5 protein-coding genes are annotated in these 10,572 nt (G+C 69.6%); all 5 read left to right on the top strand.

The genetic code is table 11. From position 1 onward, the window contains the following. The first annotated feature begins 17 nt into the window (after positions 1–17). Genes AN218_RS06260 through AN218_RS06240 form a run of 5 tightly spaced genes read left to right on the top strand, consistent with a single transcriptional unit; the run spans position 18 to position 10,541 of the window. Positions 18–722, top strand: a complete 705-nt coding sequence (locus AN218_RS06260) for a VOC family protein (RefSeq protein ID WP_079131867.1) — start codon at positions 18–20, stop codon at positions 720–722. A 2-nt stretch (positions 723–724) separates the two neighbouring features. After that, the gene (locus AN218_RS06255) at positions 725–2,125 is read left to right on the top strand and encodes an FAD-binding oxidoreductase (protein ID WP_070015625.1); all 1,401 of its coding nucleotides are present in this window, start codon (positions 725–727) and stop codon (positions 2,123–2,125) included. Beyond that, a complete protein-coding gene (locus AN218_RS06250; RefSeq protein ID WP_070015623.1) occupies positions 2,122–7,572 on the top strand; it encodes a non-ribosomal peptide synthetase in 5,451 nt (1,816 codons plus the stop codon). The genes AN218_RS06255 and AN218_RS06250 overlap by 4 nt, the downstream gene beginning before the upstream one ends. A gap of 21 nt (positions 7,573–7,593) precedes the next feature. Then, positions 7,594–8,943 (top strand): salicylate synthase, encoded by a 1,350-nt coding sequence (locus AN218_RS06245; protein ID WP_070015621.1) that lies wholly within the window; start codon positions 7,594–7,596, stop codon positions 8,941–8,943. 2 nt (positions 8,944–8,945) lie between these two features. Continuing rightward, positions 8,946–10,541, top strand: coding sequence for a (2,3-dihydroxybenzoyl)adenylate synthase (locus AN218_RS06240; RefSeq protein WP_070015619.1), 1,596 nt, complete (start codon positions 8,946–8,948; stop codon positions 10,539–10,541). Positions 10,542–10,572: the final 31 nt, after the last annotated feature.

Here is a 10,572-nt window from a genome sequence, read left to right as displayed (position 1 = left end):
ATCATCGAAGGAACACCGTGCTGAGATGCAGTCACATCCTGTGCAAGGTCGACGACATCCACTCGACCGTGCTGGACTACCGGGAACTCGGCTTCTCCCTGCAATGGGGCAGCATCCCCGAGCGGGCACACAACGCCCTGCTCTGGTTCGAACAGGGTCCCTTCGTCGAGTTCTTCGAACTGCCCCGCGCCTTCCGGCTGTTGAAATGGCCCGCGACCCTGGGCTACGGCGCCGCGGCGGGAGAACGGCTGGCCCGCTGGGCGGGCCCCGGCGAGGGCTGGCGCGATCTGGCGCTGGAGACCGATGACACCGCACTGGCCGGCGTCCGCACCACGCTGAAGTCCGGCGGTGTGAAGACCTCGCGCGTCATGAGAGGGCGCCGCACGCCACCGGACGGCGTCCCGGTGCGCTACCAGTTCCTCACCGTGCGGCCTTCAGGGCTTCCCTTCGTCGTATCGGCCTACGACCCGCCCCAACGCCCTGCCGACGTACGGCATCCCAACGGCGCGCAGCACATCGCGACCGTCCGGATGGGTGTGAGCGAGAAGGACCGCACCGCCTTCGAGGCCCTCATCGCGCATGTCGAACCTCGTGGGCCCCTTGCCGTGCAGGAGGCACCCGCGACGGGTGTGCTGTCCGTCGAAGTCGCCGGTCTCTCCCGCCCGTTGGACGAGGCCAAGCTGCACGGTGCCGTGCTGAGGGCACCGGCGGGGGAGGAGTAGCCATGGGCGCCACTCCCGGCATCGGCGCCGAACTGCCCGGCTTCCAGGGCCGTACCGTCACACCGGACAAGCCCGGCTACGACCGCGCACGCCGTGTTCGCAACGCCCGGATAGACCGTCGTCCGGCGCTCATCGCCCGCTGCAACGACGCCGAAGACGTCATGGCCGTGCTCGCCCACGCCCGCGCATCCGGCCTGCCCGTGGCCGTCCGCGGAGGCGGAGCCCACGTCGCGGGCTGGGGCACCTGTGACGACGGCGTGGTCATCGACATGGGCGGGATGAAAGACATCGACGTCGATCCGCTGGGCCGCACCGCGGTCGTCGGTGCCGGTGTCACCTGGCGCGAACTCGACGCCGCCACACAGGAGTTCGGGCTGGCCGTGCCCGGCCCGCGCAACGCCGACGTCGGCGTCGGCGGCCACACCCTCGGCGGCGGAGTCGGTGATCTGTCCCGCCGGCACGGTCTCACCAGCGACAACGTCACCTTCTTCGACCTGGTGACGGCGACAGGCCGCCACATCAGAGCCGACGCCGAGCAGTACCCGGAGCTGTTCTGGGCGCTGCGCGGGGGAGGCGGAAACTTCGGCGTCGTCACCCGCTTCGGATTCGCGCTGCACCCGGTCACGACGGTCACCGCCGGTGCGCTGACTCATCCCGCGCATCAGGCGTCCACTGCTCTGCGTGCTGCACGGGACTGGCTGTCCACCGCGCCCGACGCTGCCTCCCTCGTCGCCGTCCTCTGGAACGCGCCGCCCCTGCCCTTCGTACCGGAGCGGCTGCACTTCGAGCGCTGCGCTGTGCTCATTCCGACCTTCTTCGGGCCGCCCGAAGAAGCCGCAGACGTCCTCGCGCCGTTGCGCCGCGGCGCTGTGCGCCCTGTCTCCGACACGGTCGGCGAGATGTCCTACGTCGCGTACCAGCGGCTGCTGCCCTCTCCGCCCCGGTACCGCGAGCAGCACGTCTACAACCGCGGTGAACTGTTTCCCGAACTGTCGGACACCACCGTCGACCGGCTCATCGGCCACTGGGAGACCGCCGGCCCCAACTACTCCGTCGTCCTCGGAGCCCTCGGCGGAGCCATCACCCGAGCACCGGCCGGACAGACGGCGTTCGCCCACCGAGGTGCGCAGTGGTTCGTCGAACTCTGCGCCCAGTGGTACGGCGACGCCGCCAGCGAAGCCCACCTGGAACCGGCACGCACCGCCTGGCAGGGGCTTCAGAACGTCACCCAGGGCCCGTACGTCAACCTGCTTCCCGACCCGGAACCGCAGTGGGTGCGTGCCGCGTACGGCGGTGCGACGTACGAACGTCTCGCCCGCCTCAAGCAGGCCTGGGACCCCGACAACCTCTTCCGCTTCAACGCCAACGTCCCGCCCGCCGCGGCCAAGGAGTCCGAGCAATGACCAGCACCACCACCCCGGCCGAACTCATCGCCCGTCTGCGGCGCAGCGGCGTGCAGCTATGGGAACAGGACGGGACGCTCCGCTACCGAGCCCCCAAAGGGAGCCTCGGTCCCGAGCAGCTCCAGGAACTCAAAGACGGCAAGACCCGGATACTCGATCTCCTGCGAAGTGAGGCCCAGCCCCAGGAACTCACGCCCGACCCGGCCGGCAGGCACGCACCGTTCCCCCTGACCGACGTGCAGTCCGCCTATCTGCTGGGCCGTAACGAGGCGTTCGGCTACGGGGGCGTCGCGTGCCACGTCTACCTCGAGATCACCTACCCCGACCTGGACCCGGAACGCACCGAGGACGCCTGGAACCGGCTCGTCGAACGCCATGACATGCTCCGCGCGGTCATCGATCCGGCCGGGCACCAGAGTGTTCTGCCGACCGTGCCCCGCCTCTCCGTGCCCGTGGAGGACATGAGGGGCGCCGGCACCGAGCGGCTGGAGAACTCCCTCAAGCAAGCCCGCGAGGACATGGGGCACCGTGTCTACGACAGTTCCCACTGGCCCCTGTTCGACCTGCGAGTCACCCGCACCGACACCCGGGCCGTGCTCCACCTGTCGATGGACTTCCTCATCGCGGACTGGGCCAGCATCTGGCTTCTGCTGGCTGAGTTCGAGGCGCTGCACAGCGATCCCGGCACCCGGCTCCAGCCGCTTCAGGTGCGATTCCGGGACTACTTGCTGGCCGAACGGGGACTTCAGGAGACCGCGGCGTACCAGAGGGACAAGCAGTACTGGCTCGCGCGTCTGGACACTCTGCCCCTGGCTCCCGACCTGCCCGTCGTCGACGACGACGCCGTGGCGCCCCGGTTCCGTCGCCGCTTCCTCAAGCTGGACACTGCTGCCTGGGAGCAGTTGAAGGACCGCGCACAGCGCCGTGGCGTCACGCCCTCGTCCGTCGTGCTCGCGGCCTATGCCGCGGTGATCGGACGCTGGAGCCGGACCCGGGACTTCTGTCTCAACCTCACGGTCCTGAACCGTCTTCCCCTCCATCCGGACATCGGCCGCATCGTCGGCGACTTCACGTCCATCAACCTCCTCGCCGTCGAAGAGGGCGGGGACTCCACCTTCACGGAGCGCGCCCAGGCCGTGGCCGGGCAGCTCTTCGAAGACCTCGACCACCGCCTGTACTCGGGTGTCGAGGTACTGCGAGAACTCGCACGCCACCGCGGTCGCGAAGCGGCGCTGATGCCCGTCGTGTTCACCAGCGCGATCGGACTCGCGGACGCCGCAACGGAGTCGCGTGCGTCGGGACGGCTGGACGGCTACGGCATCACACAGACGCCCCAGGTGTTCATCGACTGCCAGGCCATGGATGACGCGGAAGGACTCCAGGTCAACTGGGACGTCCGGGAAGGGGTGTTCCCCGACGGCCTCGTGGACGACATGTTCGACGCCTTCGAGCGGCTGCTGCGCCACCTCGCGGACGGTGAGGAGCCCTGGGACGCGCAGGACGCGATCGCTCTGCCCCGCTGGCAGGCCGAGGAACGGCGGCGCGCGAACGACACCTCGGCCCCGCTGCCCGACGCTCTCCTGCACCACGGCGTGTTCGCCCAAGCGCTCCGCACGCCTGACCGGCCCGCCCTCATCACGCCGGACGGCACCCTGACCTACGCCGAACTCGCCGCGCGGGCCCGGGGCGTGGCCCGCGAACTGCGCTCCGCCGGCTGCGCTTCGGGAGAGCGCGTCGCCGTCGTCATGGACAAGGGAGCCGAGCAAGTCGTCGCCGTGCTCGGTGCGTTGCTCGCCGGCTGCGTCTATCTGCCGGTCGACACGGTTCAGCCGGTCCGGCGCCGTACCGCCATGCTCACCGACGCGGGGGTGCGGCATGTCCTCACACAGTCCTGGGTGAACGCCGGCCTTCGGGAAGAAAATTACCGGGTCGTCGCCGTCGACAGTGTCGAGCCGGTGTCCACGGACGAGGCGTACGACGACATCGAACGCGACCCCGACGAGCCCGCGTACGTCATCTACACCTCCGGGTCCACGGGACGCCCCAAGGGCGTGGTGATCAGCCACCGCGCCGCCCTCAACACCCTGGTGGACATCGGCCGGCGCTTCGAGATCGGCGCGGACGACCGGGTCCTGGGCCTTGCCAACCTCGGATTCGACCTCTCCGTCTTCGATGTCTTCGGCCCTCTCTCGACCGGCGGCGCCCTCGTCCTGCCCGACCCCGCACGCAGCACCGACCCGTCCCACTGGGCGCAGCTCATCGCCGAACACGGCGTCAGCGTCTGGAACTCGGTACCGGCGCTGATGCAGATGCTCGCCACGTATCTGGACGGTGAGAAGGACGTCGGACTGCCGACGTTGCGGCTCGCCCTTCTCTCCGGCGACTGGATTCCCGTCCCCCTGCCCGGCGCGATCACCCGTCGGCTGCCGGGCCTGAACGTCGTCTCCCTCGGAGGCGCCACCGAAGCCTCCATCTGGTCCATCCACCACCCCTGCGTCCCCGCTGACGCCGGCAGGCCGAGCGTCCCCTACGGCCTCCCGCTGGCCAACCAGGGCTTCCGCGTCCTCGACACGGCCCTGCGCGACTGCCCGGTGTGGGTGACAGGAGAGCTGTACATCAGCGGCGACGGCCTCGCACAGGGCTACCTCGGCGACGAGGAGACCACCGCGCACCGGTTCATCGCGCACCCCCGGGACGGCCAACGCCTCTACCGCACCGGTGACATGGGCCGCTATCTGCCCGGAGGCGAGATCGAGTTCCTGGGACGTGAGGACACCCAGGTCAAGGTGCGCGGTCACCGCATCGAACTGGGCGAGATCGAGGCGGCCCTCTGCGACCATCCGGCCGTGGCGACCGCATGCGTGGTCGCCGACGGGACGGGCACGGAACGCGGCCTTCTCGGTGTCGTCGAGACCACGGCCACGGACGAACCCGGGGAAGGAGCCACCGCCCTCGGGCCGAGCGTGAGCAAGGCGGCCGACGCGACCCTCCCGGCGGTGGGACAGGCCGAAACGGCAGCCCACATCGCATCGTTCGACACCGCCGTGCTGACCTCCATGGCCGGCGCGCTGGCCACGATGGGACTCCCGGCACAGGCCGGCGAGATCTCCGAGGCCCGGTTGCGCGAAGCCGGAGTGGCATCGCGCCATCACTGGCTGGTGCGCCGGTGGGCCGCGGTCCTGAGCGAAGCGGGCATCAGCCATGCCGATGACGGCACGGTGGAGCGCCGGTGGTCGGACGCCGAAGCGGCATGGAGGGAAGAGATCGCCTCCCGCGACGTCCTCGCCTATGTCCGGGAACATGCGAGCCGTCTCCCCGAACTGCTGCGCGGAACCAAGGACCCCGTGCAACTCCTGTTCCCGGACGGCTCGTTCGACACCGCCCACGCCCTCTACCGGCACAACGCCGCGGCGCGCTACCTCAACCAGGCTGTCGCCTCCGCCCTCTCCCGCATCGCCTCCGAACATCCCGAGGACCGTCCGCTGCGAGTCCTGGAAGCGGGCGCGGGCACCGGCGGCACCACCGAGGACGCGCTGGCCTCTCTCGCCGGACGGGACACCGACTACCTGTTCACGGACGTCGCCCCCTTCTTCCTGCCGGAGGCCCGGAGCCGCTTCGGTCACCACGCAAGCGTCCGCTTCGGCGTGTTCGACATCGACGAGGGCTACCGCGACCAGGGCCTGGCGCCCAACTCCTTCGACGTGGTGCTCGCCGCGGGAGTCCTGGAGAACGCACGGGACATCGACGCGGCACTGGCGCGGCTCACCGAACTCGTCGCTCCCGGCGGCTGGCTCCTGCTGACGGAGCCCACGCGCGAGCACCCCTGGATCCTCGCCTCACAGGCGTTCATGATGACCGAGCCCCAGGACGGCCGCGCCCACGACGGTCCTTCCTACCTGGACCGGGAGCAGTGGCTGGAGCGCCTCGCGAAGTCCGGCGCCGAGGAGGTGCTGTGCCTTCCCGGCCACGGCCACGTACTCGGCGACCAGCACCTGCACCTCTTCGCCGCACGCGTCAAGACATCCCGCGCCGGTGCCACCGAGGCCGAACTGACCGCATTCGTACGGGAACGGCTCCCGGCGCACATGATCCCCTCCCACATACAGATCGCCGACGCACTCCCGCTGACCCGCAACGGGAAGGTCGACCGCACGACTCTCCGCCACTGGCGTCCCGCAACCCCCGCAGAGGAGCAGCAGCATCTCACCGACGAGGCACCGGTCGGCGCGCTCGAAGCACGCCTTGCCGAACTCTGGGCCGCGGCCCTGCCCAGCGGCAGGATCGGACGCACTGACGACTTCTACGACCACGGTGCCGACTCGCTCATCATGGCCCGGATGGCGGGACGCATCCGCGAGGAGATTCCCGAAGCCGCGGACGTGCCCTTCGACACGATGCTGCGGCACCTGCTCAACCGCCCCACCGTCGCCGAACTCGCCCAGTTCCTGGACGCGGATGACTCCACCGCCGCCCAGCCGGCCCTGCGCCGCGCAACGACCGGCAACGCCGCGCTCATGCCCTTCAGCACCTCCGGAGAGGGCCCTCTCCGCGTGATGTTCCACGCGGGGCTCGGCACGATGGACTGCTACCGGCCGCTCGCCGGCCGTCTCGTCGAACAGGATCTCGGCCCGGTTCTCGGCATCGTCATCGACGACACCGAACGCTACTGCTCGCTCGACCCGGCCACCGTCGTCGAACGGGCCGCCGACGACTACGCGGAGCGCATCCTCGCCGAAGGCCACGGCCGCGTCCAGCTCATCGGCTACTGCCTCGGCGGCCTCTACGCCACCGAGGTCGCCCGGCGCCTGGAGGAACGCGGCGTCACCGTCGACGATCTCGTCCTCATCAGCAGCCACCCCGTCGTCATCGACGTCGAGGACGACCTGATGATCGAGATCCTCTTCTTGCCGAACCTGCACATCTCGTTCGCGCAGACCGGCCTGGGAGACCTCGACGGCGACACACTCGTACGCGGTTTCATGCACGTCATCGACCGCAACGACGGCAAGGTGCCGCAGGGCGCCCTCGACGCCGTCGGGGGAGACGCCCAACTGGACGAGGCAGGCGCGTTCTTCCGGCACCTGCGCTCCTTCACACGCGAGGAGCGGTTCGAGGTGTATGCGCGCACCGCTTCCCGCGAGAGCGGCGAGGCGGTGCCGGCCGACATGGTCACGGCACTGTTCAAGGTGTTCCGCCAGAGTTTCCTCTCCGCGCGCTTCACGCCGCCGCCGTACGCGGGCGACATCCGCTTTCTGCGGCCGCGCGGCGCTTCGGGGTTCGCACCCGGCATGGACGAGACGACGCTCGCCTTCTGGCGAGACGTGTGCATCGGGAACCTGCCGGTGACCGACGTCGAAGGAAACCACTTCAGTTGCATCGAGGAGCCCAACGCGGGCCGGGTCGCCGAACTCGTGGCCGCTCCGCTGCTCCCGTCGCCCAAGCGCTGACCCTCGAAGCCGGAGAGCCACATGGAACAGCAGCACTACGAACACGCATGTATCGACGGGCCTCTCGACCCGATGGCGTTCATCGCGCGTCTCGCCGACTCGGGCCTGCTCACCGACTATGTCGTCTACGAGCGCGACGACCACTGGCACGTCGCGGGAAACCCCAGCGCCGAGATCAGAGTTGACGCCCACACCGTTCGTACGACCCGCGCGGCGTCCGACGAGACAGCGGTCCCTTGGACAGCCAGTCCCTGGCAAGCGATACGTGCCGCCCTGGACGGGTTGCCCGTCGTCGACTGGAACGCCTTCGGATGGCTGGCCTTCGAACTGGCCGACGTGACGAAAAGCCCGCCCGCCTCCGCTCTCGCCGGCGAGGGAGGCGAAGAGGGGGACGGACTCCTCGCTCACCTCATCGTTCCTCGTACCGAACTGACGGTGACCGAAGACAGGATTCACGTCCGGACACTCGAACCGGAGATCACCGAGCGCCTGGCCAAGGTCCTCTCCGCCTGCTCCGAACACACGCCTGACCCCGTCCTCAGACCCGTCACGGTTCACGGAGCACGAAAGGCGTACGAGGACCAAGTGGCCTACGCCGTGGGGCAGATCGGCAAGGGAGAACTCGACAAGGTCATCCTCTCGCGCAGCGTGGAACTCCCCTTCACCGTCGACATGACCGCGACCTATGTTCGCGGGCGAGCGGCCAACACCCCCGCACGCTCCTTCCTCCTCGATCTCGGCGGCCGGCAGGCCGCGGGCTTCAGCCCGGAGACGGTCGTCGAAGTGTCCGCCGGGGGCACCGCCGTCACCCAGCCTCTCGCCGGCACCCGTGCCCTGACAGGGGTGCCGGAGACCGACACGGCGCTGCGCACCGAACTCCGGCGCGACGCCAAAGAGGTGTACGAGCACGCGACGTCGGTGAAGCTGGCCGTTGAGGAACTCGACTCCGTCGGCATCCCGCACACCACGCACATACGGGAGTTCCTCGCGGTCAAGCCCCGCGGCAGCGTGCAGCACCTCGCCTCACGTGTGGCCACCGAACTCTCCGAAGAACGCACCGCCTGGGACGCTCTCAGCGCCGTGTTCCCACCCGTCACGGCCTCCGGCATCCCCAAACAGGCCGCATACCGGCTCATCAGGGAGCTGGAGGACCGGCCGCGCGGCATGTACGCGGGCGCCGTCGTGCTGGCCGGCGCCGACGGGTCGCTCGACGCCGCACTCGTGCTGCGGGCCGTGTACCAGCACGGCGGACGGGCCTGGCTGCGCGCGGGCGCCGGTGTGGTCGGCGCCTCACGCCCCAGCCGCGAGTACGAGGAGACCTGCGAAAAGCTCCTCAGCGTCGCCCCCTACGTCGTCCCCAAGGAGAGCTGAGCATGCTGGACGGATTCGTGCCCTGGCCCGAGACCTTCGCCACCCGCTACCGCGAATGCGGCTACTGGACCGGACGCACCCTCGGCTCCCTGCTGCGTGAGCGAGCGGGGACACATCCCGAAGCCGTCGCCTTGATCGACCGCGACCGACGCTGGACCTATCGCGAGCTGGACCAGCGCGCCGACTGCCTCGCGACCGGTCTGCAGCGGCTCGGCCTCGCGCCGGGAGACCGAGTCGTCGTGCAACTGCCCAACACAGCCGAGTTCGTGCAACTGATCTTCGCCCTCTTCCGCCTCGGTGCCGTACCCGTCATGACGCTCCCCGCCCAACGGCACGTGGAAATAGAGCACTTGATCACGCTGTCCGGCGCCGCGGCGTACGTCATACCCGACGCCCATTTCGGTTTCGACCACCGGACGCTCGCCCGCGCGATGAAGGACCGTGCGCCCTCGCTCCGCCACGTACTGGTGGTCGGCGACGCGCAGGAGTTCACCGCTCTGCAGACGCTGGAGACCGAGCCGGAACCGCTGCACGGGCCCGAACCCGCCGACGTGGCGCTTCTGCTGCTGTCCGGCGGCACTACCGGCGCACCCAAACTCATCCCGCGCACCCACGACGACTACTTCTACAACGCGGCAGCCAGCGCCCAGGTCAGCGGGTTGAACCCCCTCACCCGCTATCTGGTGGCGCTGCCTGCTGCACACAACTTCCCCCTCGCCTGTCCCGGCATCCTGGGAACGCTCCACGCGGGCGGCACCCTCGTGATGTGCCCCGACCCCAGCCCGGACACCGCGTTCCCCCTCATCGCCCGTGACAGGGTCACCGTCACCGCACTGGTGCCGCCGCTGGCGCAGCTATGGCTCGAAGCCACTCAGTGGCTCGACGACGACCTCAGCAGTCTCCAACTCCTCCAGGTGGGCGGTTCCCGGCTCAAGGCCGAGACGGCTCGCCGCGTCGGCCCCGAACTCGGCTGCAGCCTCCAGCAGGTCTTCGGGATGGCGGAAGGGCTGCTCAACTACACGCGCCTGGACGACGACGAGGAACTGGTCCTGCACACGCAGGGGCGCCCGCTCGCCGAGGACGACGAAGTACGCGTCGTCGACACCGAAGGGCGTGACGTCCCCGAAGGAGAGACCGGTGAGCTGCTCGTGCGCGGCCCGTACACACTGCGCGGTTACTACCGTGCGGCCGAGCACAATGCCACCGCCTTCACTCCCGACGGCTTCCTTCGCAGCGGCGACCTGGTCAGACGGCTGCCGACGGGGCACCTCGTCGTGGAGGGACGCCTCAAGGACGTCATCAACCGGGGCGGGGAGAAGGTCCCCGTCGAGGAGCTGGAGAACCATCTTCTGAGCCATCCCGCCGTCCTCGACGTGGCCGTCGTCGGGCTGCCCGACGCCTCGCTCGGTGAACGTACGTGTGCCTGCGTCATCGCTCGTGGCCAGACCCCCACCCACTCCGAACTCATCGCCCACCTCGGGGCGCACGGTCTCGCGGCCTACAAGTTCCCGGACGAGACACGTGTATTGGCGAGTCTCCCGCGCACCGTCCTCGGCAAGGTCGACAAGACGGCTCTCATCCGCGATGCGGCATCGTGAAGCGGCGGCCTCATCCCGCTGTGGTTTCAGC

It is taken from the genome of Streptomyces nanshensis (assembly GCF_001751255.1).
Lineage (GTDB): Bacteria > Actinomycetota > Actinomycetes > Streptomycetales > Streptomycetaceae > Streptomyces > Streptomyces nanshensis_A.
This window is presented reverse-complemented; position numbering and strand designations above follow the sequence as displayed.